Genomic DNA, 26,677 nt, shown 5'->3' with positions numbered 1-26,677 from the left:
GTTTAAGCAACAATTTCAGGATGAGTATCAATAACTGAAACAACTCGTTGCAGCAAATGGTTATCTTCTTCGCTTATCGAGTCGTATGATAACCAGTCAGCAAGAATGTCGGGAGCTGTTGCCGCTTCGCCTTGTTCCAACTTAGATGTCATCATTTGTAGCTGTACGCTAGAGCGTATAGATGCGTCTGCATCTGGGCTTGGCATACCAGTTGCGACTTCTAATGCTACCGTTAACCATTGTCTATCGTGCTGAGTTGTTTTATTTCCAGTTGACTGACCCAATATGCTTGACCAACGCTTCCCTAACGTTTCCGCTAGAGATTGCTCATCACCACTTCCCTCACCTACACTTAGCTGTAGTAAAGAAATCAGAGCCTGAGCTCGCGCCAATCGGGCTTGAGATTGTGCATTTTTCGCTTGCGCCGCGCGCTTACTTTCAAGTGAATCAATCTTTTTATCTACTTTCGTACGTTGCGCTCTAGGCAAGTCGGTTAACTGAGCGCGAACGTCGCTTATTGATTGACTGAACGTTGCATCATCGCTGTTGATGTCAACAGCTTCCACTTGCTTGAGTAGCGAATCTACTAACGCGTTAAATGCATTATTCTGTACTTTCCGCTCGGCTTTTAAACGTTCAAATACGGTGTCATTGGCAGCCTTAAATTCTGCCCACAACTTACTCTCTTCACGTTTACCTGCATGGCCTACTTGCTTCCATTGGCTTTGTAATTGCTGAGCCTTGTCGGCAGCGCCAGCGACATCTTCTTCCGCAGCAAGTTGACAAGCTTGGGTGACTAACGCACGCTTTTGGGCTTGGTTGTCACTTTGCCATTGATTTACTTTTGCCTGAATGGGCGATGATACCGCCTTCCATTCTTGCTTCAGCTGTTCATAAATTTCACGTTCAACCTGACCTGCAGCGTGCCACTGTTTAGACACTCTATCGAAAACTTTCACTAACTCGGCTTCCGGCATGTTAATGTCCATTGCCTTAACCGTAGCGATAATCGACATACGCTGTTCACGCGCAGCAGCCCGCTGTGCATCTAACTTCGCATAATGCGCTCTACAAGGCTCGAAGGCCTTTTCAAGTGCATCATCGAATTGCTGCTGTAACAACGCGTCATCACTACTTTCTTCACTCGTTGACGATGACGGTGTTAGTGATAACCATTGCTTACGAAGATACTTAATGGCTTCACTTCTTTGCTTAATATTTTCTGCATCAGCGCTGGCTAACGCTTTTGCTTCCTCTACAAGAGCGGGTTTGCGCGGCGCAGCAAGGTAATCCTGCCATCCTTCTAAGCGCGACACATCACCAGCGGTTTTTTCAAAACGTTTCTCTACATACTTTTTCGCTGAACCAGGAAGCGCAGCATAACTTTCCTGAAGCTTTGCAAATTTTGAAATAGCAACGCGGAATTTACCCTGAGCAATTAAGTTATCGATAACGCTAATGTGCTTTCTAATGTGTTTTACTTGCTCGTTTTCTTTGGATTTTTGAGCACGCTCTTGGGCATTTACACTGCTTGTCGCTGCGTTGAAACGTTTAGACAACGCCTTAGGAATGGCATCGATTTCGCGACTAAGCGCTTTATACGCTTGACGTGCTTCGTCAAACTCCGCTTTAAGAGCCACTACACTACTGCTTTGTAATGCGTCGCCACCATTTACCTGACTCAAATCCTCAGTCGATGCGCTAGCTTCTTCAACGCTCACATCACGGGTATCTTTGTCCGACTCGCTATCGCTTGCCGAAACGATCTTAGCGGCAATGTCTTCAAGCGCCTGAAGTTTTATCAGTAGCTTTTGGCCGTATTGCTGCTGCATAGAGAAGCGATCAAGCTGCTCGTTTAGTTCGTCGACAGAGCGCTTAATCTGTGTAATTCGCTTATCAGTTGCAGATTCATCATCGAGACGCGCTAGCTGTTCGAGCGTTGCTTCAACACCGCGCACGCTTTCATTAACCGTAGCAACATCAGCAAGCGTCGCTTCACAAAGCCTGTTATTGTACAACCAAGCTACCTGCTCCTTGGCATAAGTAAGCTGCTGTTCGCACAATGCTCTGGTATTAGCACGTTGCGACGCTTGTTGCTTCTCTTCCCATGCTGGGCGGATACGGCTTAAATATCGCTCGAGCTGCTCACCTATACGCGCGCGCTTTTCTTCATAATCAGCGCGTTCTTCTGAAGTGAGTAAGTCAATTTGAGCAAACAGCCCAGTCAATTCGCTCTCAAGTTCGTTGCGCTTTTCATCAATGGTTTCTACATCTGATTTGTCGAGTAAAGCCTGATATTTTGAAAGTCCCAGAGTGAGCTGCTTTTTAAGCTCCACTGGGCGCTTTGCAGCCTCTTTGATAGCATCAATACGTGCATTAATCTGCTTTGTAAGCGCATCATCTAACACTTTCTTAGCTAGTTTCTGTAAATCTGATACGTCTGAATGGGCGTTTATTAGCAGGGTTTGCAGTTGGGGACTTGCGCCTTCTAAAAAAACAAACTGGGTGAAAGATGGCTTCGCTACTTTTTCGATTAGCGCGTTAGCTAGCGCATCATCTTGTAAGAGCGTAGGCTCTTTCTTCAACATTTGCGGTACTAACTGCACCACCAAATCGGCGTTGGCTGTTTCAGTTAAAAAAGAGAATATCTCTTGGCGGGAGAGTGTGACATCCCCCTCGCCTAACAAAGCGGCGTTTACCTTTTTCTCCGCCGCTTTTTTAACGCGAGACTGCTTGGCAATTTGTGACATTTTAAGCCACAGCACAAAGCTATTAAGCTTTTCGAGTGCTGCTAAACTGACATTTGCATCTTCGTCATTAAATGCCAGTTCGTGAAGAATTGTTTTTTCCTGTGCCTTGTCGGGAGAGAGACTCTCGATTGCCTGCATCCGTTTTTCAGGCTTTGGGCTTTGGTGTGAAGGCGCAAATATACGACTAAATATCATCCTGTTTAAACCGCGCTATTGTATTATTATCATCCTGCTCATCGCGTAACGAGCGTTTAAAGTCGGCTTTACTTTTATGTACGATTTCGCCGCTTTCACCTACTGTCATATGCTCAGAGGACTTTTCTATTTTTGCTTGATACAGCATAACAGCCTGCATACTGCTTGCTTTTTGCTCTTCGTTTAAAGGAGTGCCATCTGGCCACTTACCTGTTTCAACAGCCTGACGCAGACGCTCGTAAATCTCCGGCGTCATGCTGGCTAAAAGTGCTTCTATATTCATTTAGGAAAAACGCTTAATGTAAACAATACGCGCGCGGTTTACTAAGTACCAAACAAAGCCAACCACTGCGCCCAAAATAGCTAAATTATGTTGCAAATCACCTGGGCGTGTTCCGCCCCAATACATGAAGCCAAAACTCGCAACGAATATCAGCATAGCAAGAAGGGATTGGTTCTGGATACTGGCTAACTTTTTAAATCTTTGTAAGCTTTGTTTGCGCTCTATATCTTCAGAGGTCGCATCACCGATTTTAAAGTCACAGTGAGGACACGTCTTCGCTTTGTCAGACGTTTTTTTGTTACACGAAGGACAGTCAACTAATGCCATATGTTGCTCCTGTTTATTGGGTGCGAAATGGAAATGCGCAACTCGCTATTGAGCGTAGACGCATTTATACGCGGATGGGTATCATACTTAAGTTCATCACAACAATGAAGTCGATTCTGTGGATTAACCTTATCGCCATAAAACAAAAATGCGCAGGGTGTTAACTTTTATACAAAGTTCACCGCTACGCATTTTTACCTGATAGCCAAGTTGCATTTCCCTTCAGTGAAACTCAAGAGGGGGCGATGCTTTAGGCAATACTCACCTTATTTCTTATGTCGAGACCAGTAGTCGTTAACCGTTTCTTTCATCTCTTTGCAAAGCAACATGATGCCGAACAAGTTTGGCAAGGTCATTACCACGATAGCCACAGCTGAAAGTGCCCAAACTAATGTGGTGTCAGAGAATGCAGCCCAAACGAAACCGGCGACGTAGATGACGCGATACGGCATTACGGAGCGAGGACCGAACAAATATGTCATAGCGCGATCACCATAATATGACCAAGCGATGGCGGTTGAGAACGCAAACAGCATAAGCCCAATTGACACGATATATTGACCGAAATCGCCAAAGAAACCGCGAGTAAAGGCAATGGTGGTGAGCGCTGCCGAGTGAACCAGTGACTTACCGCTTACTTCAAGGTTCTCTTTAACCGGCTTTCCGTCGACAATCTTAAGCGTGCCAGTAAACAAGTCTTCACTACCTACTGCATACTTCACGTCTTCTGCTACAGACCTAGCGTTAAGCAGTGTAAAACCATCGCTTACAGCCGTGCCGTTAACAACGGTAATTGAGCCAGTATAAGGCTGTACATTGTTACCTTCAATTTCATTCAAGTAACCATATAGTTTGTTTACGTCATCCTGATTCGAGTCGTCGTATTGACCTGCAACAAAGTACATGTCTGAACGATCGAAGACGTTTTCGTGTTTTTCTTTCCACACGCCCGACGACAGAATAACCAAACCCGTTACGGTACAAATTAGAATAGTGTCGATAAAGGGTTCAAGCAGTGACACCATACCTTCTGACGCAGGCTCTTTCGTTTTTGCTGCTGCGTGAGCGATAGGTGCAGAGCCTTGACCCGCTTCGTTTGAAAACAAGCCTCGGTTAACCCCACGGTTAAACGCATAAGCTAACGAAGCTCCCAAGAAACCGCCTGCGGCAGCTGAACCAGTAAACGCATCACCGATAACTGCGGCAAACGAAGGCCCAATGTTGTCAAGATTAGCGAAAATAACCGCTAGCGCACCGATAAGGTAGATAACAGCCATAACTGGAACAACACGCGCTGTAAACGCGGCAATGCGTTGGATACCACCAAGAATGACCAAGGCTAGAAGAATACCCAGTACACTACCTACCATCCAAGGCTCGAAGCCAAATGTTGCTTCGATACTTTGCGCGATACCATTACTTTGAGGAAGGTTTCCGGTACCAAATGAGCTGACTACCGTAGCAACAGCAAATGCAACCGCTAACCACTTCATGTTTAGGCGACGGTCCATGTAATACATAGGGCCACCGGCCATGGTGCCGTCTTCTGTCTTTACGCGATATTTGTGCGACAGAGTAACTTCAACGAATTTTGTAGTCATACCTAAAAAGGCGGTTACCCACATCCAAAATAGTGCAGCGGGGCCACCAAGGAAAATAGCGAATGCAACACCTGAGATGTTACCTGTACCTACGGTACCAGACAGTGCGGTAGTTAGCGCGCGAAAATGGGTGGTGTCGCCTGGATCGCTTTCTTTATCAAACTTACCGGTAACAACTTGCCAAGCATGTTTAAAGAAACGAATTTGCGGAAATTTAAGATAAACCGTAAAGAAAAGACCTACGCCTAACAGTACATAAGGAAACCAGAACGCGCCTCCTAAGAATCCATCGAGCATAGTTAGAAAACCATATAACCCTTCCAACGTTATTCCCCTTTTTTATTATGTTTAATTGTTGTTTTATTTTAATAATTAAAAGGCCTCTTTTTGTCGAGGCCTTTTTGCGGAAACTTTCGCTTCCTTATTTTTATTTTATTGCTCTGATGCTTTTAGCTTTTTAACAACTGCATTCACACCAATAAGTAAATCTTCACCTAATTGACGGCTACGCTGTACCGACCAACCGTAGATATCGTCCGGTACATCTGCATTGTCTTTAAATGGCATTTCCACCGTATATGCCATACATTTGAATTTCTCGCCCACCGCATTTGACGCTACGGTTAAATTAGCCTTGCCTGGCTCATCTTTATCGTAACCAAATTCATCTTGAAACTCTGGCGTAGCGTTCAACAGCGCATCTTTAAACGTATTTTCAAGCATTTTGATGGTGTCATTGTAGCTAGGGTTACCTTCACTTCCTGCGACAAAGTTGTACGGCAATGCCTCATCACCGTGCAAATCAAGATACATGTCTACACCAATTTCGCTCATTGCATTCAGTACGTAAAGTACTTCTGGGCTTTTTTCTTGCGAAGGCGTTGCCCACTCACGGTTTAGATTGGTTCCTACAGCATTGGTACGCAGATGACCACGTGCGCTGCCGTCTGGGTTCATGTTTGGCACAATGTAGAAAACAGCATTATCAAGCAACTGTCGCGCCAAACCATCTTGCTCGTCGAGCAGACGGTAAATAATACCTTCGGCACACCACTCGGCCATGGTTTCGCCAGGGTGTTGACGTGCCGTGATCCAGACTTTTTTCTTTTCTGGTGTTTCTTCACCGATAACCAGCATAGACATATCACGGCCATCAAGGGTAAGGCCTAGGAATTTGTGCTCGCACTGTAGTGACATCTGCGCGTCGTGTACAAGATCGAGATGACGTTCATAGCTGTAGGGAATGAAATACGCGAAGTATACGCTTGGCTGTTCTAGCGTTAGTGAAAACGTAAGATTGTCACCGTCAAATTCGCTAGGAATTCTAAACCAAGTTTGACGGTCGTAAGACGCTAGAACGTTATATCCCTTCCAACCTTCTGGATACGCTGACTTAGCCAGATTACCAATCGTCATTGTGTGAGTTACAAAAGTTTCGCCCACTAAACGAAAATGGAACCACTGAGCAAATTCAGATTGGTTGTCGTTGGGAATGGTTAGACGGATATCGTCTGGTGATTGTGCGCTAACAACTTCAATGTTACCGCTGTCGAATTGACTGGAAATATGCATAGACTGTCGTTTTCCTCATTATTTGAGCGCTAATTTAGCATAGACGTAAACACAAATTCCACGCACACAGCGGGTTTTGTACTATCGAAAGTATACAAAATGTTTACACCATCAAAAAACCGACCACTTAGGTCGGTTTTTTATACAGTTAATTAAACTGCGTGTTGCTTAAAGCGGCAACGTAGGGAAACTAAGCCCTGCCATATCACGAACTACACGTAGTACCTGACAGCTGTAACCAAACTCGTTGTCATACCACACGTATAGTGTCAGGCGGTTATCTGCGGCGATGGTCGCCTGAGAGTCAACCACAGACGCAGCGCGAGAGCCGACTAAGTCTGTTGATACAATCTCTTTACTTGCCGTGTAGTCAATTTGGTGTTGAAGCTTTGAGAACAACGCGGTATCGCGCAAGAACTCGTTAACTGCAATGCGCTCCACCGGCGTTTTAAGATTTAGGTTCAAAATCGCTAGCGACACGTTAGGTGTAGGTACGCGGATAGCATTACCGGTAAGTTTACCTGCCAGTTTCGGGTACGCTTTGGCAACGGCTTTCGCAGCGCCCGTTTCGGTAATAACCATATTAAGTGGCGCACTACGTCCACGACGATCACCTTTGTGGTAGTTATCGATAAGGTTTTGGTCGTTAGTGTAAGAGTGAACGGTTTCAACGTGACCGTTTTCAATGCCATATTCTTCGTCTAGCGCTTTAAGTACCGGCGTTATTGCGTTGGTCGTACAGCTAGCAGCAGATACAATTGTATCTTCTGGTGTTACTTCTTCGTCATTTACACCGTGTACGATGTTCTTGATGTCACCTTTACCCGGGGCAGTAAGAATAGCTTTCGCTGCACCCTTAGCTTTAAGGTGTAGGCCAAGGCCATCGCGGTCACGCCAAATACCCGTGTTGTCTACGATGATAGCGTTATCGATACCATATTGAGTGTAATCCACTTCATCTGGGCTGTTGGCATAAATGACTTGAATGTATGAACCGTTTGCTTTTAGCGCGTTACGCTCGTGGTCAACTGTGATGCTGCCGTTGAATGGCCCATGCACTGAATCGCGGCGCAGTAAGCTTGCGCGTTTTTCTAGGTCGCCATCGCGCCCGCCACGAACCACAATGGCACGTAAGCGAAGCTTATTGTTTTTACCCTGGCGTTCAATAAGCAAGCGAGCAAGTAAACGACCTATACGGCCAAAACCATATAGTACAACGTCCTGAGGTTTCTGATCGTCCTCTTTATCGGCAACGTCGTTTAGTTTTTCGTTAAGGTAGGCCGTAAGGTCGTTGTTGTCGACCGCAGAACCGTAGTGAAAATCAAAAGCCAATTTACCAATATCAATTTGTGCAGGAGCAAGCTTCATGTTGCTCAAGGCTTCTAAGATTGGATAGCTTTCGCGTAGGCGTAGCTTAATACCTTCGTGCAGACGCACTTTGCGGTGCGCTTTAATAACATCAATAGCACTGGCGTTCAGTAGCGAGCGTCCATAAACCGAAATTTCAACTGCCTTATTGCGATACAATTTACCAATAAGGGGCAACATCATTTCTGCGTATTCCTGACGCTCTTGCCAGCTGCTTTGTAATTCCTGCTCAAACTGTTGATTCATGCTTCTGCCTTCATCGATATTAATTTAACGGTGTTGTCATTGTTGTATGCGCGGCCAATTTTTTGTGGCACAAACACACATAACTAATCCTAATTACGCGTCAGCTTTTTATTATTTTTAGGGTACACTAGGTGAGTTTTCGCCTGACGGTGACGAGCAGTATCTTAAATAAACAAGCAAGGAAGACCAAATTGTTGATAAGTTTCAAAACCTCTATGAAAACTCGTATAACAGAGAGTTTATTTAGTAAGTTTCCAACAAAAGGTTATGTAACGACGGTGTGGCTGGCAGCAGCGACAACACTGACGGGTTGTGGCGATCTTTTTGAACCTACTATCAGTGAAATTTGTGAATCTCACAGCGAGATTTGCTTAGATTTGAGTTTGGATGCCCGTTGTCGCGGCGAGCGAGCTGAGATTATTCGCTTGCGTTACTACAATCAAGATTCAAAAGACGACGCTTACAAGTACCCTCTTCTTCTAAACTTCGAAGAGTATCTCACCTGCGTCGAAGAAGTGCAGCATATCGAACACGTTAAACGCAAAGGCAAGGAAGCGACACGGCTAAAAGGCGTTATTACTGCTCAGCGTGAAATTAAACGCCTAAGCCGCGAGACGAAAGACTCCCTTGATCCTTACCTTTCTTACTATCACTGGACACGATATAACGACAAAGAGGCTTTTCATCGCTTTGAGCGCTACGCTGCCAGCAACCGTGTAAGCGATCCAAAGCTACTGGTCGCACTGGCCTCTGTTCAAATTAAAACAGACCAAAAGCGTACTATTGAAACCTTATATCGCGCGCTAAGTTTATATACAGATAGCGACGACATTGATATCAGTATTTTCTACTCGCTTGCTTCAATGGGAATGGATATGGACAACTATCGCCTTGCCTATGTTTGGTATGGTGTGGCTGAAGCCTTCGATGAGAGACTTAACGACACTCAGCGTGTTCAACTTGGACAACGCTATGCCCTTCCAGTAGGTATTCTAGATAACATTGTTGATGAAATAGTCAGTAATTTGAATAGCGCGACCTTCAACGCAGATTCATTGAAACTGGATAAGCTCTAATTTTTTGAAACTCAATTACACAATTTCATTGGTAAATAATTAAAAAAACCGCCGTTTATGGGCGGTTTTTTATGATTGGATCTCTCTACTTTCCACATGAGGTCAAAATTTAATCAGATGTTTACCTTAATCAAGCGCTCACCTAGGGCTTTTTAACCTTTAATTTGTGTATCATCTTCGCCTTTAAAGGTCATAGATAGCGAATTTACGCAGTAGCGTTGACCCGTTGGCGCAGGACCATCTGGAAATACATGGCCTAAGTGCGAGCCACACTGCTTACAAAAAATCTCAACCCTACGCATACCGTGACTCAAGTCTTCTCTGTAATCTACATTACCGTCATCAAGCTGCTTATAGAAAGAAGGCCATCCACAACCAGCATCAAATTTAGTATCTGAGGGGAAAAGTGGCGCTTCGCAGCACTTACACACGTACAATCCATCTCGCTGCTCGTCTAGCAATACTCCAGTGAAAGGTCGCTCAGTACCCGCTTCGCGGCATACATAATATTCCTCGTCAGTGAGCTCAGTTTTCCAGTCTTTTTTAGCTATTGATGCGTTTGCTTTTTCATCTGTCGACATAACTTACCTCTTAAAACAAAAAAGGTGTATTTGAAAACAAATACACCTTTCGATAGTTTACGCTCAATTATGAGCGCGTGTAACACTATTTAGTTCATACTATTTTTTGATAGCGGTTTGCGGACGTGCAGGATCACTCCACTCGATGTGATACTTTTTACCTGCTGGCTTATCTACACGCTGATAAGTATGTGCGCCAAAATAATCGCGCTGGCCTTGCAGCAAATTAGCAGGTAGCACGGCTGTGCGATACGAATCATAATAGCTAAGAGCCGACATCATTGCAGGGCAAGGCACGCCAGCCAGTGTCGCCTGTGCAATTGACTCACGCCAGTCAGCTTGATACTGCGTAATTTGTTCCGCAAAGAACGGGTCCAATAGCAAGTTGGCTAAGTCTTCGTTATTCTCGTAGGCCTGAGAAATAGACTGAAGAAATACGGCGCGAATAATACAGCCTGCACGCCATATTTTCGCTATTTCACCAAACTCCAGTGTCCAGCCGTGTTCTTTGCCTGCCATAGCCATTAACTGGAAGCCCTGTGCGTACGCACAGATTTTAGAGCAATAAAGCGCTTGCTCTAGCTTGTTGATGATCGACATTTTCTCATTATCGCTGAACGATGGCGCATCAGGGCCAGCAAGAACCTTGCTCGCAGCTACACGCTCGTCTTTCAAACTAGAAATACTGCGCGCGAATACCGCAGAAGTGATGGTCTGTGCCGGACTACCTACCTGTAATGCGCTTACTGCAGTCCAAAGGCCTGTACCTTTTTGACCTGCTCTATCTAAAATCACATCAACCAACGGCTGCTGTGTTTCTGGATCCATTTGCTCAAGAACTTCAGCACTAATTTCCATCAGGTAGCTATTCAGCTTGCCTTCGTTCCAGCGACGAAACACCTCTGCTATTTCAGCTGGCGCCATATGTAGCGCTTCGCGCATAACATGGTAAGTTTCGCAGATAAGCTGCATGTCGGCGTATTCGATACCGTTGTGCACCATTTTTACATAGTGCCCGGCTCCAACCGGACCGATGTAGGTCGCACATGGTTCGCCTTCTAACACTGGTTGACCTGGCGTATGGCTTTCTAATGGTTTACCTGTTTCTGGGTCAACCTTTGCAGCAATAGCTTTAAGAACAGGCTCAATGCGTGTCCATGCATAAGGGTTGCCTGAAGGCATAAGAGATGGCCCGAAACGAGCGCCTACTTCACCACCTGACACGGCGGTAGAGAAGAAGATAAATTTACCTTTGTACTGCTCTTCACGTGCTACAGAGTCTGTCCACAAACTGTTGCCAGTATCAACCACGATATCGTCAGCGTGAATTCCGGCGTCAATAAGATGATTGCAAACGTGGTCAACAGGATCGCCAGCAGGCACAGAGATAATAATAAGATGCGGGGCTTTTAACTTGCTTAAAAGCTCGGTGTAAGAACTGCAGCCTTCAACACGAGGCTCAGTATTTTCAGCTCTTTCGCTTGCGTCTTTGGCAAGAATAGACTCAACTTTGTTTTGGTCTAAATCGAAACACGCTACACGATAGCCATGGTCCACTAGGTTCATGGTTAGGTTACTACCCATCACCCCTAAACCGATAAAACCAATATCACACGACTTGTCTTCGTGCGAATTACCACCTTTCTTTTGCATAGGAACACCCTCACATTTCAGATGGCTGCGCATGATACCACCTGAAAGAATAAAGAACAGTCTAAGCTAACAATTTAGTGCGCAGTGGTGTAATTGTCACCAGCGGTAAACATTAACGGGTTTTGTAAGCTAGTTTAGCCGAGATTTTGGCACGCATTCAGCACCTGTGTTACGCGCTCTCGCCCATGCTGTATGAAATTCACACAAAGGTAAAGACTCTGTTTCTTATTCAGCTAACGTGCACTGAGTTTAGAGCCGTTTAGCGGTACTCTTAAATTCTTTAAAGGCATCCTTAACCAAGTATAAGGTCGTATTGTAAGCCATTATTCTATCCAGAGAACTGAGAAAAACTGAACAACGTTAGCGATTTGCTGGCCTGTAAAAACACCTTCTGAATGCAAATTGAAGGCTGTTCTTCAAGAGAGCTGTAGCGCGTATCCAAGTGCATGGTCCACCCTCCCCTGGGTATGACAGAAGGTAGGTGAAAACGCACGTCGCTTTCACTTGCATTAACACACAAAAACCAGTGCTCTGGCTTCTGGTCGCCCGTTACACAACCTTTTATTTCCACACCAAACGCTTTGTTATGATGCGCATTCCAATCTTCAGACGCTTTGTCAGAACCATCGGGCTTATACCAATTTATTTCTTTTACATTTCGTGAGAGCGTAAACGTATCATCGTGCAGCTTTAGTTCGCTTAACAGTGAAGAGGACTGACGCAAACGGATCACATATTGGCAGAAGCTAAGAAAATCTTGCTTGCGCTTGTTTAATTCCCAATTCATCCAGCTAATAGGATTATCCTGACAATAGGCATTATTATTGCCATTTTGGGTGCGGCTTAATTCATCGCCACCAAGAATATGCGGTGTACCTTGCGAGAAGATCAGAGTTGCAAAGAGATTGCGCTTTTGACGCTCACGCATAGCGAGTATCTGCTCGTCATTCGTTTCCCCTTCAATACCATAATTGGCAGACAGGTTGTGTCCATGGCCATCTCGATTTTCTTCTAAGTTATCGAGATTGTGACGTTCGGCGTAGGTCACCATATCATGCAGCGTGAACCCATCGTGATATGTCACGTTATTTACCGACGTACTGATATGTCGATGGCCTTTGTGAAATATATCTCGTGAGCCCATTAGACGGGTAGCAAAGTCCGCGGTAACGCCATCGTCTCCACGCCAGAAGGCGCGCACCGTATCGCGGTATTTATCATTCACCTCTAACCATGGAGAAGGAAAGTTACCCACTTGGTAGCCGCCAGGCCCAATATCCCAGGGTTCGGCAAGCAATACCCTCTCTTTTAGAACAGGGTCGCTACTAATGGCTCTCAGCAGCCCAGATTTTTTACTATATTCTTGTGGCTCTCTTCCCAAGCATACTGCTAAATCGAAACGAAAGCCGTCAACGCCAATTACGGATACCCAGTGGCGCATGGCATCTAAAATAAGTCCCATCATAAATGGCTGCGCGGTATTTACCGTGTTACCACAGCCAGAGTGGTTGGAATAAACCAATTCTCCGTTTTTCGTTTGCTCTAATAAGTACGCTTGGTAAGGGCAAAACCCCTTATAAGAAAGAATAGGACCGCCATTGCCTGCCTCTGCTGTATGGTTAAATACCACATCAACAATAACCTCAAGTCCGGCAGTATGATAAGCATCTACCATAGACTTCAGTTCAGCAAGCGCATCTGACACACCGTAGCGTGGTTCAGGTGCAAAGAAGTTAACCGGGTTATATCCCCAATAATTGGTTAAGCCTTTCTCTGTAATAAATGGTTCAGGCATGAATGAACACAACGGCATAAATTGCACCGTGGTTATGCCTAATGCTTTGAGATGCTTGATGACACTCGGATGGGCAGCACCGATAAATTTGCCACGGTGTTCTTTAGGTACATCGGGATGGAGTTTTGTGAGCCCTTTAATATGTGCTTCGTAAACTACTCGCTTGTGTTTCGGTATAACAGGCGCGCTAACATGACTCGGCGCATAGTCATTTTGATCAATTACTATGCACTTGGGGATCATAAACTGAGAGTCGTGTTTGTATTGCCTAGCGTCCCATTTTATTGCGCGACTAATTTTCTTGGCGTAAGGATCGATTAGCAGTTTGTCGGTGGGTACCGCATGTAACCCTCCCTCACCGCGTTCTACGCGATAACCATAGTATTGTCCTGCGCTAACGCCGCTGTAACGACCGTGCCAAACATCACCAGTTTTCTCAGGCAAAGGATGCTCACTCACCGCCTCTTCTGTGTCACTATTGAAAAAACACAACACGACCGCCTTCGCATCGGGCGCGTATACGGCAAAATTACAACCATCTTGTGTAACTGTTGCGCCAAGTGGATATGCCTTCCCCATTCCACTTTCTACAATTAGTGCGGTGTCTCGAATTTCGTTCACTTCGTTCTCAATTTATCTCTTCACTAGGGCGTGTCGCTCTAGTCGGATTAATCCACATTGGCAACATAAAATACCGTGGCTAGCGGCGGTAACGTGATTTCTGCAGAGTGAGTACGCTCATTCCAAGGTATGGGTTGCGTATTTACAGTAGAAGCAATGTCGTAGCCACTACCCCAATATGCACCATCATCAGTGTTTAGTGCTAGCGTTAGCGTGCATGCATCATCTACGCCTATTCTGAAGTTCTGACGTGGCACAGGCGTAAAATTAGATACCACATATACTTTTTGCTTCGCATCTTTTGACATGCGAACAAATGAAACCACGCTTTGGTCTGCATTATTGTGGTCGAGCCAAGCAAAGCCCTCTGGTTCGTGGTCTTGCTCGTAAAGCGCTGGCGTAGACGTATAGAGGTGGTTGAGCGCCTTATAAAGCGCTTGAATGCCTTTGTGTTTTTCGTAATCGAGCAATTGCCAGTCTAAACTACTGTCATGGTTCCATTCTCGTGCCTGCGCAAGCTCGTTCCCCATAAAGTTAAGCTTCTTGCCGGGGTGACCGTACATAAAGCCCGCGTAACAACGCAGGTTAGCGGCTTGCTGCCATTCATCGCCAGGCATTTTGTGCAGCATACTGCCTTTGCCGTGTACCACTTCATCGTGCGAGATAGGCAGCACAAAGTTTTCGTCAAACGCGTAAACCATGCTAAAGGTAATATCGCCATGGTGATAGTTGCGATAGGCGGGGTCTTTAGCGATGTAGTGTAATGAGTCGTGCATCCACCCCATGTTCCACTTAAAGCCAAAGCCCAAACCACCATCAAATACTGGGCGAGAAACCTTGGGAAACGACGTTGATTCTTCGGCAATTGTCATGGCGTCTGGGAAGTGCTTGTACACTTCTTCATTCATCCATTTCAGTAAGCTGATGGCTTCGTAGTTTTCGTTGCCACCATCCACATTCGGGATCCACTCTCCGTCATTGCGTGAATAGTCGAGATAAAGCATGGATGCCACTGCATCAACCCTGAGTCCATCAACGTGAAATTTGTCTAGCCAAAACAGTGCGTTTGCAACTAAAAACTGACGAACTGTGTCTTTGCCGAAATCGTAAATGCAAGAATTCCAATCCGGATGCCAACCTTTCCTCGGATCTTCATATTCATAAACACAAGAACCATCAAATCGCGCCAAGCCATGGCCGTCTTCCGGGAAATGTGCAGGTACCCAGTCGATAATTACGCCTATACCTGCTTGGTGAGCCTTATCAACAAAGTATTTAAATTCATCTGGGTTCCCAAATCTACTCGTTGGTGCGAACATTCCCACGGGCTGATAGCCCCACGAACCGTCGAAAGGAAACTCGGAAATAGGCAGCAATTCAACGTGAGTGTAACCCATATCGCTGACGTAGCTTATTAAGTCATCGGCCAGCGCTTTATAAGTAAGATAGCGCGCATCAGTTTCAATACCCGGGCGCTTCCAAGAGCCAAGGTGCACCTCATAAATGCTCATAGGGCTGTTGTATTTATTCCCCTTTCGCTTTTCCATCCATGCACTATCATTCCACTCATAGTTATTGTGGTTGTAAATTTTCGAAGCATGAGAAGGATACTGCTCTGCACTGAAGCCAAGTGGGTCAGCCTTGTGCGGTAGGTCGTGGCCGTGTGCATCTTTAATATGATACTTGTAGCGCTCTCCCTCTGCGAGTTCTGGCACAAACAGTACCCAGTATCCCATGGAGGTCTTTTCCATAGGATGCGTGCGCCCATCCCACTGATTGAAATCGCCAATGAGCGACACCGTACTCGCATTGGGCGCGAAAACGCAGAACCTGACACCTTTTATCGCATCGCCTTGTGATGAAGTGAGTGTCAAAAGTTGCGCGCCCGCTTGCTCATACAAGTTTGAAGGCTTGCTATCGATGTAGTGTACCGCATGATACGCCTGCTCGGAGAATTGATAAGGATCGATATAGCCCTTATCGTCATTCAAGCCTTCGGCGATAACGCGATAAACCTCACCCTGATATTCTTTAGGCAGCGGTGTTTCAAAAAGTCCATTTTTGGAAGTAACGGTTACATTTGCTAGCGCTGCATTCTCCCATTCAATCGTTATCTCGCTGACATTAGGACGCCAAACGCGAAGTACCGACTTCTGCTGATTTTTAACTACACCTAAATGGGAAAACGGCTGAGAACATAATACCTGTTCAAACTGCTGCGCTAATTGCATTCGCTACTCCTAGTAAAAACCCGCATGGCAGCGGGTTGAATTGTGAGCTTAAATGCGTTGTATACATTTAAGCTCTATCAAGTACCGTCTTGGTACTTTATCTTACTCGTTTAAGTTACCCAGGCAACCGCCTATTATCATTTCTTTGATAATGGCAATTAACCCTGGCTTGCTTGCTTTCTGGCATGAGTAAGTTTAGACGCCAACTCATTTATATCATGTCTATCGAACATCGACTCGATATTCTCTGTGAGTTTTCTTCGCCAGTTTGGATACTCGTCAAAAGTACCAGGAATATTGACCGGCTTATCCATTTCTAACCAGTCTTCCAATTGCAGGCTCAACAATGCGCTCGAGCCACCTGCCATGTGCACCTGCATACCGTTGTTCAGTTCGCGATTCATACCCGTATGATTAACATCGCGGCCTACATTGTCGCCAATTGAACCGTGGCCGTGCAACGTATCAAGTATTGCCTGTTTATTTTCATGACGATCCGCATAAAGCGTTTGAAGGATTTCTTCTGTTGGATAAAGCCCTATTTCTTTGCCTAGCTCTAAATCTAAACAGTGCCAGTAACCAATCAGCGTTGGCATATCGTGAGTAGTCAACGTTGACATAGACTGAACAGGGTAATGGCTAGGTGAGAAGAAACCGCCGTCTTCCGCTTGTTCGAAGAAAAATACGCGGTATGAGTACACGCCATTATCAGCAAGCTTGCTGCGAATTTCTTCTGGTACAGTACCCAAGTCTTCACCGATAACCAGGCTCTGATTGCGGTGACTTTCTAACGCTAGAATACCGAGTAAATCGTCTACAGGATAATAAACATAGCCGCCATCTTTTGCGTTATCGCCTTTCACAACCCACCATAAACGCAGCAACGCCATGACGTGATCGATACGCAATGAGCCTGACGACGCCATGTTAGACGCAAACAGGTCAATAATGGGCTGGTAACCCTGTTCATACAGCTTACGAGGGTCCATAGGCGGCAACCCCCAGTTCTGGCCTAGTGGGCCCAAGATATCTGGTGGAGCACCTACACTTGCGCCTGTGCAGTATAGGTCTTTGTTACCCCAAATTTCCGCACTGCCTTCACTAACGCCTACCGCCAAGTCGCGATAAAGACCAATGGTCATGCCTGCATCAGTAGCTTTGTTGCTTGCAAGCTCAAGCTGTTGGGCGGCAATCCACTGTAGGAACAAGTAAAATTTGACGTCTTGTTCGTTTGCACTCTTAAACTTAGCCACGGCTGGGTTGTAATAGTCTTTGTATTCTTGTGGGAATACCGGCCATCCCCAGCTGTCTTTACCTTCAGCTTTTAGGTGCGATTGCAGGGCGTCGTACACCGCTAACATATCTAAGCTTTCACCGCCCGCTTCTACGAAGGCTTTAAACGCCTTATTTTGCTTTGTGCTTTTACGAAGGTATTTGGCATCGTAAACATCAAATACTGCTTTAAGCGCAGCCAGTTTCACATGGGCGACTGCCTCGTAGTCTACATGTTCTACGTTACGTGCATGTTCAAGCGTGGCTTTAAACTCATCACTGCTCACTACCGCTTGTACTGATGCATCGTCATACCCGTCAATGGCAGTCACATCGATATACAAATAATTAAGCCAGCGACGTGAGCTTGGCCCATAAGGCGAGCACGCGTTGGGGTTTGCAGGGTAGAGCGCATGAATAGGATTAAGTCCGATAAAGTCTGCGCCCACACCAGCGGCTTTTTCAATAAGCAGTGCTAAATCAGAAAAATCACCAATCCCCCAGTTCTTTTCACTGCGTACACAGTAAAGTTGAACGCTCAAGCCCCATATTTTTTTGCCTTCTTTAATTTCGTTTGGCGTGTAGCACGCTTCTGGAGCCACAATTAAGCGAGAACGCGCAAACTCATCGTCATCAGCGCTTAAGGCTACATCGTGATAACCAAGGGGCAAATCTAAAGGCAGTGTTACTACGTATTCATGAAACTCTACATCGTCGATATGCGCCATCGTCGTCATTTCTTGGTCAACTGGCGTAAATTGATGAGTGAGCACGTCACCATTTTCACAGGTGACCGTGAGCGTGTGATCATCGTTCACTAACTCGATAGGCAAACGAACAGCTAGATTAATTTCTTGGGTATTGCGAACCACTTGAACAGGATTTAACGGCGACAACCATACCGACTTTATATCTTGTGTAATTTGTGACTGAATTTTTTCATCACTGCTGGTGTCATAGCCAAGTGTGTTAAGCAGTTTTGCTTTACTTGATTCTGCGATGGTTGCTGGCTTTCCCCATGCGTCGACGTATTGGGTTTCAATTCCCCGCATTTCAACCAGTTGTTGCAGAAGTTGTTGTGTCATGGTGTGTCATTCCTGTTATTCGGTAAAAGACGCAAAGCAAATTAAGCATAGTGCGTCTACAAACAAATTTTTAACATTATTCTAGAAACAAGGGCTTGGCGATATCTGAATACGATTGCAATAGCACTTATTCGTAATTTTGCAACACTTTGGCTTTTTATTTTGCTAATTATGGCATTTTGATCCATACTTTACGTAATTTATTTTCATTTTATTTAAATAATCGGGGTACGTTATGACAATTCGCATCGGTATCAATGGTTTTGGCCGTATTGGACGCCTAGTAATGCGCGCAGCAGCAGAGCGCAACGACATCGAAGTTGTTGCAATAAACGACTTACTAGACACGGACTACATTGCTTATCTATTGAAATACGACTCGACTCACGGTTTATTCGACGGTGAAGTTACAGTAGATAACAATAGCCTAGTTGTAAACGGCAAAACTATCCGCATTACATCTGAAAGAGATCCAGCTGCACTTAAGTGGGATGAAGTAGACGTTGACGTGGTTGTTGAATCAACAGGTCTGTTCCTGACTAAAGAAACTGCCGCGAAGCACATCGAAGCTGGCGCGAAGAAAGTTGTTATGTCTGCACCTTCTAAAGATGACACGCCTATGTTCGTTATGGGTGTAAACCAAGAAAGCTACGCTGGCGAAACTATTGTTTCAAACGCGTCTTGCACAACTAACTGTCTTGCTCCTCTTGCCAAAGTGCTTAACGATAAATTTGGTATTGTAGACGGTTTGATGACAACGGTTCACGCAACAACTGCAACACAGAAAACGGTAGACGGTCCTTCAATGAAAGACTGGCGTGGTGGTCGTGGTGCTGGTCAGAACATCATTCCATCATCAACCGGTGCAGCAAAAGCAGTAGGTAAAGTTATCCCTGAGCTTAACGGCAAGTTAACAGGTATGGCTTTCCGTGTACCTACACCAAACGTTTCAGTAGTAGACCTTACTGTAAACCTTGCGAAGCCTGCTAGCTACGATGAAATTTGTGCAGCAATGAAAGAAGCTTCAGAAGGCGAGCTTAAAGGTATCATGGGTTACACAGAAGATGCGGTTGTGTCTAACGACTTCCTTGGCGACGCTCGCACATCGGTATTTGACGCCACAGCAGGTATCGCACTTACTGATACATTCGTTAAACTCGTTTCTTGGTACGACAACGAATGGGGCTACTCAAACAAGGTTCTAGACCTTGTGGCTCATATTTCTAAGTAATTAACTTTATTAAGCGAAAATAGTTAAACTATTCACGCTAAAGTTGAGTTAATCTAAAGGTGTAAACACGGCGTTTGCACCTTTTTTGTTTTTCGTGGTCGTAAACACGCATAATAACGATATTCCAGCGACATACGCTTTCCCGTCGCTTACCCTTTGTTGTTTTCTTATTAGTCCAAGGAGGGCTTATGCCACCTGTGAGTTCAGTTACCGTTAGTGAGTCTAATGGACTTACCTTTTTAGACGTAGATAATGCGTTTGCCTCTGCGCGTATTAGCCTATTTGGCGGTCATATCTTGTCATATGTGCCTAAAAGCGATGGCAGAGAGCGTCTTTGGGTGAGTCCCCATGCTTACTTGAACGGAGAGCGACCTATTCGCGGTGGTATTCCGGTGTGCTGGCCTTGGTTTAGCGATGATCACGGTCGAGAAAAAGGTGCCCTCCCCGCTCACGGCTTTTTGAGAACACAAGTGTGGAAGCTGATTCATTCAGAAGATACAGAAAGCGGAACAACGATTACGCTTTCGCCAAGCTTTACCCGAGCAGAAGGGTTTGAGAATGATTGTAACGTGACCATGGTAATTACCGTTGGTGAGACGATGGACGTTGCGTTAACTACAGAAAATACGGGTGTTGTACCATTCGAATTTAACTGTGCGCTACATACATATTTCCACGTTGACCACATTCAACATACCCAAATAACTGGAATTGAAGGTCAATATAAAGACAAACTTGACGACTGGGGACTTAAGACGACACCGAGTCCTTACACCATCACAGGCGAAACGGATCGCATTCATGTTGCGCCGATTAAAACGGCAGAAATTGAAGTCGAAGGCAACGCGTTCACGGAAGTGGTATCCGACGGCAATGACTCTTTGGTAGTGTGGAACCCGTGGTTAGGCGCAGCGTCTATTTCAGACATGGACCCCTTTGGCTATAAGCATATGTTGTGCGTAGAAACATCGCTAACTCAGGGAAAGACACTGTCCCCCGGTGCTAGCCACACACTGAAACAAACTATTGTTCCGAAGTAAATTATTTGAAGTGCAAGCGCAATTTCGCTGACACTTCGAAAGGTAGACAGTCGCAGTTCACGATCAAGAGATATAAAAAAACCTGCCAATGAGCAGGTTTTTTCATTTAAAGGTTCAGCAAATTACTGTTTAGCACCCGCAACAGCTTCTTTTGCTAGCTGCGTAATACGCGCCCAGTCACCTGATTCAATTGCGTCGTCAGGGGCAAGCCACGAACCACCTACACATTTAACGTTGTTAAGCGCTAAATAGTCATTGTAGTTGTTTGGACCAATGCCACCCGTTGGGCAAAACGTCACATCAGGGAAAGGACCACTGATTGACTTAATGGCTTTAACGCCACCTGAAGCCTCTGCTGGGAAGAATTTCATGTGGGTATAACCCGCATCTTTACCCTTCATCAAATCAGAAGTTGAAGAGATACCAGGGATAAGTGGAATTTCTGAATCCATACCCGCTTTTAGCAAATCAGCCGTCATACCTGGGCTAATTGCGAACTTAGCGCCAGCTTCAACTACCGCTTTAAGCTGCTGGGCGTTAGTCACGGTTCCAGCACCAATTAGCGAGTCAGGCACTTCTTGTGCAATTCGCTTAATCACGTCAATAGCAGCAGGGGTACGTAGCGTTACTTCTAGTACTTTAATACCACCTTCCATCAGCGCTTTTGCCAGAGGAACCGCTTTTTCTACGTCATTGATTACCAAAACAGGTACAACTGGACCGGCCGCAAAAATTTCCTCTGGAGAGTATTTCCATTTCGTTGTCATAATTTAGCTCGCTGTATTTTGATTCAGATATGCAGCCGCACCCAATAAACCATGATCAGGTTCTGCAATTAAATAGGTGGGAATGTCTTTCACGTAGTGCTTCATTTGCCCTTTCGCTTCAAAACGCGCTCTAAAATCGCTATTTTGAATAAATTCAGGGAAACGGTTAGCAATGCCACCACCAATGAAAATGCCGCCCGTGGTTGCCATGTTAAGTGCTAAATTACCCGCAAAGCTTCCCATAATTCGGCAGAATTGGGTAAGCGTCGCTTCAGCAATTTTACAGGTACCGTTCAGCGCAGCGTCAGTAATTTGAGCCGGCTCGGTAAATACAACTGGTGCTGATGCGTGGTTTGCTAGCGCGGTGTAAATATTATGCAGGCCGCGTCCAGACATTACTTCTTCAGCAGAAGCACGTCCTAAGGTAGATTGAAGGTGACGCCATACGACAACATCGGTTTCATCTACCGGTGCAAAGTCTACATGACCACCTTCACCGTCCAGCGTCTGCCAGCCCGTTGAGGTCATTGTAATATGCTCAACACCCAATCCTGTACCAGGTCCAAAAACAGCGATATTGCCATTTTCTTTCGCAGTGCCTTCGCCAATTTGTACCACTTGCTCTTCGCCCAATACAGGCAAAGAGTGCGCTACGGCAGTGAAGTCATTGATAACGAACAACGCGTCTAGTTTAAGCTGAGAGCGAAGTGCATTTTGAGAAAATGCCCAGCTGTGATTCGTCATCTCGACTTGATCGCCCAATACTGGACATGCAATTGCAATACAACCTTGCGAAAAGCTGTATTCCGGCATGTCGCTAAAGTACTGCGCAATAGCAAGGTCTATGCTGGCGAAATCATTACACATGTATTTTTTGATGTCGGCTACACCTGACTCGGTTACCCTTGCAACACGAATATTCGTACCGCCAACATCAGCCACAAACTTCTGGCTCATTATGCTTGCTCCTGCGTGTAAAACAGTGAACATGCACCCTCTTCTGCACCCGTCAGAATAGCGCGCATACCCGCAAACATTTCACGTCCCATTCCAACGTGATGCTTAGCTAAGTTCGCTGGCGCTGCTTCACGTGCAGCTAGTGTTTCATCGTCCACATGCAGTGTTAGTGCACCAGTTTGTGTGTTTAGCTCAATAATGTCGCCCTCTTGCACTTTAGCAAGTAGACCGCCTTTATAAGCTTCTGGAGTCACGTGGATAGCTGCAGGAACTTTACCTGATGCACCAGACATACGACCGTCAGTAACTAGCGCCACTTTAAAGCCGCGATCTTGAAGCACCCCAAGAGGTGGCGTTAAGCGGTGAAGTTCTGGCATACCAATCGCTGAAGGACCTTGGAAGCGAACAACTACAATGCAGTCTTTGTCTAACTTGCCAGACTTAAACGCGTCATCGAGTTCAAACTGGTCTTCAAACACAACCGCTGGTGCTTTGATATTACAGTGAGGCGTGCGAAGTGCTGAGGTTTTAATAACACCACGACCAAGATTGCCGTCAAGCACACTCAAACCACCATCTGGCTTAAACGGTGCGTCAACAGTTGCTAGCACTTCTTTATCAAGGGATTCAGTTGGGCCGTCTCGCCATTCTAATTCGCCGTCTTTAAGCACAGGCTCTTTAGTGTAGAAGTCTAAGCCTTCACCACAAATAGTCTTAACGTCGTTATGTAGTAGACCCGCATCAAGCAACTGTCTAATTAGCAATGACATACCACCTGCTGCAACAAAGTGGTTAATGTCAGCTGAGCCATTCGGGTAAATGCGAGTAAGAAGAGGCACAGCATTAGAGATGTCTGAGAAGTCGTCCCAATTTACGATGTAACCTGCAGCGCGTGCTACCGCAATAAGGTGCATGGTGTGGTTAGTAGAACCACCCGTAGCAAGAAGACCTACAAGGCCGTTCACAATGGCTTTTGCATCTACAATGTGACCAATTGGCGTATAGTTGTCGCCAAGGTCAGTTAAGCGTGTTGCTTGAACCGCAGCCGCTTTTGTTAGCGCGTCGCGCAAAGGTGTTCCCGGATTAACAAACGACGAACCCGGAAGGTGCAAGCCCATCATTTCAACCACTAGCTGATTCGAGTTTGCCGTTCCATAGAACGTACAGGTACCCGCAGAGTGGTAAGATTGAGATTCAGCTTCAAGCAACGCGTCACGCCCTACTTTACCTTCGGCAAATTCTTGACGAACACGGGCTTTTTCTTTGTTTGGAAGACCCGATGGCATTGGACCTGCTGGCACAAAAACGGTTGGCAAATGACCGAACGTTAGTGCGCCCATTAATAGCCCAGGAACGATTTTGTCGCAGATACCTAGCATCAGTGCGCTATCGAACATGTTGTGAGAAAGCGCAATGGCAGCCCCCTGAGCAATGTTATCACGGCTCATTAGGCTTAAATCCATGCCAGACTGGCCTTGTGTAACACCATCACACATAGCAGGTACGCCACCTGCGAACTGGGCTACGCTGCCTACCTCTTTCACTGCATCCTTAATGAGCGCAGGATACGTCTCGTAAGGCTGGTGCGCTGAAAGCATATCGTTATACGCAGACACAATTGCCACGTTGGCTTTGGTCATTGAACGAAGATCTGATTTTTCGCTTGTTCCACATGCTGCAAAGCCGTGAGCAAGGTTACCGCATGACAACACACCACGGTGTGGTCCTTGACGTCGTGCACTCTCAATTTTTTCTAGATACGCCTTACGCGTTTCTTTACTACGCTCGATAATTCGTTGCGTAACTTCAGCAATTTTTGGATTCATGTTTGTCTCCTATGGCGCCCACATCAAAGTAACCGGCGCGCGGTTAACTACGGCGGTGATGGGCTTTTGCGCTTCGGTGGCATTTTCAATAGCATCAAGTAAGACTTGTTTTTTCTTCTCGCCTGTTAAATGCAAAAAGATATTACGGCTATTGAGTAACGCTGGTAGCGTTAATGAAATACGTTGATGAGGTGCTGTTGTAGGTTGAACAGCGATGCAGGTTCTGCCGCTGCTCATATCTAAGCCGTCAAGTACTTGTTCAGAGCAAGGGAAAAGCGATGCAGTGTGACCATCTTCCCCCATGCCAAGAATCAATGCATCAAAAGGTTGTGACATGCTAGCCAGATTTGACTCTGCGGCATTTACGCCTTCGTTTGCATCATCAGCATCGCTTTTCAATTCGATAAAACGAGCTGCTGCGGCTTTATTTTGAATTAGATTATTTTTGACTAGGCTGGTGTTGCTGGCCTCGTGGCCCTCTTCAACCCAGCGCTCGTCGGCAAGGGTGATATCAACCTTATCCCACTCAAGTTCGGTTTCGCTTAGTTGTTTAAAAAGCGCCAGCGGTGTACGACCACCACTAACGACAAGGGAAGCTCGACCGCGAGTTTTAATACCTGTTTTTAAAATGCTGACTAAGTCTTGCGCAAATGCATCAGTCAGCGCATCAGGTGTTTCAAATGATAGAGTTGTTAACGCCATATTACTTTTTCTTCCCTGTTTTGCTCTCGTACCAGCTGCGATTTTCGCGAGCAAGAAGACCTATAGAGTCTACCGGCCCCCACGTACCTGCTTGATACGGTTCTGGCGGCTCGCTCGATTGCTTCCACGCTTCAAGAATTGAGTCTACCCACGTCCAAGCTTGCTCAATTTCGTCACGACGAACGAATAGCGCCTGATTACCCAACATAACTTCAAGAAGGAGTTTTTCGTATGCGTCAGGAATACGCTCATCGGCAAACGCTTCAGAGAAACTTAGGTTTAACTTGGATTTTTGTAGATCCATAGAGCCTGAGCTGGTTAAGCCAGGTACTTTATTCATTACGGTGATTTCTACACCTTCGTCTGGCTGTAGACGAATAACGAGCTTATTGGGTGGGAGATTCTTGAAGCTGTCACCGAACAAGTTGTGTGGCTGACGCTTGAAGTAAATAACAACTTCACTCACCTTAGTTGGCATGCGCTTACCTGTGCGTAGGTAGAACGGCACACCAGCCCAACGCCAGTTGTCAATTTCCGCTTTAATAGCAACAAAGGTTTCGGTTTTACTTTGCGTATTAGCACCTTCTTCTTCAAGGTACCCAGGCACTTCTTCGCCCTTCACGAAACCAGAGGTATACTGACCGCGTACTGTGCTGTCATTAATATTAAACGAGTTAATCGGACGAAGCGCTTTAAGCACTTTCAATTTTTCGTCACGAATGCTGTCAGCGTCGAGCGTTGTCGGAGGCTCCATCGCTACCAAGCTTAGAATTTGTAGCAAGTGGTTTTGCACCATATCTCGCATTTGACCCGCGTCGTCAAAGTAACCCCAACGCCCTTCAATACCCACTGACTCTGCAACTGAGATTTGAACATGGTCAATGCAGTTGTGGTCCCAGTTAGTAGCAAAAATAGAATTGGCAAAACGCAGTGATACTAGGTTTAGTACTGTCTCTTTACCAAGGTAATGGTCAATGCGGTAAATTTGCTTTTCGTCGAAGTATTCTGCAACTTGCTCATTGATCACTTTAGACGATGCCAAATCGTGACCAATTGGCTTTTCTAGCACAACGCGAACGCTTGAGTCGATAATTTTGCAGCTATGCAGGCCACGACAGATATCACCGTATATCGCCGGTGGCGTCGCTAGATAACACACCATGGTGCGGCTTGGGTCAACGTGGTCGTCTAATACGCAATAGCTTTCAACGTCCTTCATGTCTACGCATGCATAGTGCAAACGCGCTTTCATTTTTTCCCAAGTGGCTTCACACAAGTTCTTCTCGCCAAACTTGATTAGGTTGGCATGAACTTCTTCAATATAGGCATCCAGCTCCATTTCTTGACGCGCAACACCCACAATAGTGGTGTCTGGGTGCATCAAGTTTGCTTTTTCAAGCTGATATAAAGAAGGCAACAACTTGCGTCGTGAAAGATCTCCCAGTGTACCGAAAAGTACAAAATCACAGGGTTCGTAGGAATTATCCAATACCATATT

At 45.7% G+C, this 26,677-nt stretch carries 19 protein-coding genes; 3 read left to right on the top strand and 16 right to left on the bottom strand.

The genetic code is table 11. The features are described from left to right. Positions 1-2: 2 nt before the first annotated feature. From AC0J2X_RS06945 to AC0J2X_RS06920, 6 genes are all read right to left on the bottom strand, one after another. Positions 3-2,945 (bottom strand): DUF349 domain-containing protein, encoded by a 2,943-nt coding sequence (locus AC0J2X_RS06945; RefSeq protein WP_472995891.1) that lies wholly within the window; start codon positions 2,943-2,945, stop codon positions 3-5. Further along, entirely contained in the window at positions 2,935-3,228 is a 294-nt protein-coding gene (locus tag AC0J2X_RS06940; RefSeq protein WP_014949836.1) for a YeaC family protein, read from the bottom strand. The genes AC0J2X_RS06945 and AC0J2X_RS06940 overlap by 11 nt, the downstream gene beginning before the upstream one ends. Next, positions 3,229-3,555: a zinc ribbon domain-containing protein gene (locus tag AC0J2X_RS06935; protein WP_014949837.1), complete on the bottom strand. Its 327-nt coding sequence runs from the start codon at positions 3,553-3,555 to the stop codon at positions 3,229-3,231. It lies immediately after the preceding gene. Between the two features lie 266 nt (positions 3,556-3,821). Next, positions 3,822-5,480 carry an alanine/glycine:cation symporter family protein gene (locus AC0J2X_RS06930; RefSeq protein ID WP_014949838.1) on the bottom strand — a complete coding sequence of 553 codons (1,659 nt, stop codon included), beginning with the start codon at positions 5,478-5,480 and terminating at the stop codon, positions 3,822-3,824. A gap of 108 nt (positions 5,481-5,588) precedes the next feature. Next, positions 5,589-6,728, bottom strand: coding sequence for a M14 family metallopeptidase (locus AC0J2X_RS06925; protein WP_472995890.1), 1,140 nt, complete (start codon positions 6,726-6,728; stop codon positions 5,589-5,591). A 168-nt stretch (positions 6,729-6,896) separates the two neighbouring features. Then, positions 6,897-8,342 (bottom strand): glyceraldehyde-3-phosphate dehydrogenase, encoded by a 1,446-nt coding sequence (locus AC0J2X_RS06920; RefSeq protein ID WP_472995888.1) that lies wholly within the window; start codon positions 8,340-8,342, stop codon positions 6,897-6,899. A 191-nt stretch (positions 8,343-8,533) separates the two neighbouring features. Here AC0J2X_RS06920 and AC0J2X_RS06915 point away from each other — a divergent pair, with 191 nt between their 5' ends. Beyond that, positions 8,534-9,418 carry a DUF2989 domain-containing protein gene (locus tag AC0J2X_RS06915; protein ID WP_472995887.1) on the top strand — a complete coding sequence of 295 codons (885 nt, stop codon included), beginning with the start codon at positions 8,534-8,536 and terminating at the stop codon, positions 9,416-9,418. Between the two features lie 152 nt (positions 9,419-9,570). Here the strand turns inward: AC0J2X_RS06915 and msrB are convergent, their stop codons facing one another. The 5 genes from msrB to malQ all read right to left on the bottom strand — a co-directional run bounded on the left by msrB (position 9,571) and on the right by malQ (position 18,656). Continuing rightward, positions 9,571-9,999: a peptide-methionine (R)-S-oxide reductase MsrB gene (gene msrB, locus AC0J2X_RS06910; protein ID WP_039216559.1), complete on the bottom strand. Its 429-nt coding sequence runs from the start codon at positions 9,997-9,999 to the stop codon at positions 9,571-9,573. Between the two features lie 99 nt (positions 10,000-10,098). Continuing rightward, complete coding sequence (gndA, locus tag AC0J2X_RS06905) at positions 10,099-11,652, bottom strand: NADP-dependent phosphogluconate dehydrogenase (protein WP_110288811.1); 1,554 nt, start codon at positions 11,650-11,652, stop codon at positions 10,099-10,101. 328 nt (positions 11,653-11,980) lie between these two features. After that, on the bottom strand, positions 11,981-14,068 hold the full coding sequence (glgX, locus tag AC0J2X_RS06900; protein ID WP_156078501.1) for a glycogen debranching protein GlgX: 2,088 nt from the start codon (positions 14,066-14,068) through the stop codon (positions 11,981-11,983). Positions 14,069-14,115: 47 nt separating this feature from the next. Further along, positions 14,116-16,299, bottom strand: a complete 2,184-nt coding sequence (gene glgB, locus AC0J2X_RS06895) for a 1,4-alpha-glucan branching protein GlgB (protein WP_472995886.1) — start codon at positions 16,297-16,299, stop codon at positions 14,116-14,118. A gap of 158 nt (positions 16,300-16,457) precedes the next feature. Next, the gene (malQ, locus tag AC0J2X_RS06890) at positions 16,458-18,656 is read right to left on the bottom strand and encodes a 4-alpha-glucanotransferase (protein WP_039234854.1); all 2,199 of its coding nucleotides are present in this window, start codon (positions 18,654-18,656) and stop codon (positions 16,458-16,460) included. 235 nt (positions 18,657-18,891) lie between these two features. Between malQ and gap the strand changes: the two genes are divergently transcribed. Continuing rightward, a complete protein-coding gene (gene gap / locus AC0J2X_RS06885) occupies positions 18,892-19,887 on the top strand; it encodes a type I glyceraldehyde-3-phosphate dehydrogenase (RefSeq protein ID WP_014976817.1) in 996 nt (331 codons plus the stop codon). 188 nt (positions 19,888-20,075) lie between these two features. Beyond that, positions 20,076-20,927: a D-hexose-6-phosphate mutarotase gene (locus AC0J2X_RS06880; RefSeq protein ID WP_014976818.1), complete on the top strand. Its 852-nt coding sequence runs from the start codon at positions 20,076-20,078 to the stop codon at positions 20,925-20,927. A gap of 122 nt (positions 20,928-21,049) precedes the next feature. Here AC0J2X_RS06880 and AC0J2X_RS06875 read toward each other — a convergent pair whose 3' ends face one another. Genes AC0J2X_RS06875 through zwf form a run of 5 tightly spaced genes read right to left on the bottom strand, consistent with a single transcriptional unit; the run spans position 21,050 to position 26,674 of the window. Further along, a complete protein-coding gene (locus tag AC0J2X_RS06875) occupies positions 21,050-21,694 on the bottom strand; it encodes a bifunctional 4-hydroxy-2-oxoglutarate aldolase/2-dehydro-3-deoxy-phosphogluconate aldolase (RefSeq protein ID WP_014949849.1) in 645 nt (214 codons plus the stop codon). A 3-nt stretch (positions 21,695-21,697) separates the two neighbouring features. After that, positions 21,698-22,651: a glucokinase gene (locus AC0J2X_RS06870; RefSeq protein WP_014949850.1), complete on the bottom strand. Its 954-nt coding sequence runs from the start codon at positions 22,649-22,651 to the stop codon at positions 21,698-21,700. Next, positions 22,651-24,477: a phosphogluconate dehydratase gene (edd, locus tag AC0J2X_RS06865; protein WP_014949851.1), complete on the bottom strand. Its 1,827-nt coding sequence runs from the start codon at positions 24,475-24,477 to the stop codon at positions 22,651-22,653. Before edd ends, AC0J2X_RS06870 begins: the two co-directional genes overlap by 1 nt. Positions 24,478-24,486: 9 nt before the next feature. Next, complete coding sequence (gene pgl, locus AC0J2X_RS06860; RefSeq protein WP_014979596.1) at positions 24,487-25,179, bottom strand: 6-phosphogluconolactonase; 693 nt, start codon at positions 25,177-25,179, stop codon at positions 24,487-24,489. Between the two features lies 1 nt (position 25,180). After that, a complete protein-coding gene (gene zwf / locus AC0J2X_RS06855) occupies positions 25,181-26,674 on the bottom strand; it encodes a glucose-6-phosphate dehydrogenase (RefSeq protein WP_014949853.1) in 1,494 nt (497 codons plus the stop codon). Positions 26,675-26,677: the final 3 nt, after the last annotated feature.

This window comes from Alteromonas sp. R7, assembly GCF_055755235.1.
This window is presented reverse-complemented; position numbering and strand designations above follow the sequence as displayed.